1 protein-coding gene is annotated in these 509 nt (G+C 54.2%); it reads right to left on the minus strand.

Features of this window, described 5'->3' with window-relative positions:
* A partial coding sequence (locus ICL55_RS34935) for an AMP-binding protein (RefSeq protein ID WP_188106708.1) occupies positions 1-509 on the minus strand: 509 nt, incomplete at both ends.

Raw genomic sequence — 509 nt, forward strand, 5'->3', positions numbered from 1 at the left:
CCTACCGATAAAACAGTGCTCGCCTGCACATCCAGGCAGCTGCTCCAGATGGTGGTTTCCGTAGGGCCGTATACGTTCAGTACTTTGACGCCGTTCAGTTGTTTCAGGCGGTCATAGTTATACTGGCTCAGTGCTTCTCCACCTACCAGCAACACTTTCAGCGTTTGCAGACAAGCCAGGCTACCCGCCTCTGCTTCCAGCAGCTGGTCCAGCCGGGAAGGCGTCAACTGTAATACGTCTGTCTGGTGAGCACGCATGCTTTGCAGGATGCTCGCCGGGTCTGTTGCGGTCAGCAGCAACAGCTGCATGCCATGTACCAGGCTGCCCAGCAGTTCCAGTACAGATATATCGAAAGTACAGTTCGTGGTGGCACACAAGGTCATGCCGGGTGCCAGCGAAAAGCGGGTTGAAAAGTTAGAGAAGAACGCAACTACCTGCCGCTGTTCTATCATCACGCCTTTAGGCTTGCCGGTGGAACCGGAAGTATAGATCACATAAGCCAGGTTCGA

The sequence above is a fragment of the Chitinophaga varians genome (genome assembly GCF_014529945.1).
GTDB classification, from domain to species: Bacteria; Bacteroidota; Bacteroidia; order Chitinophagales; family Chitinophagaceae; genus Chitinophaga; species Chitinophaga varians.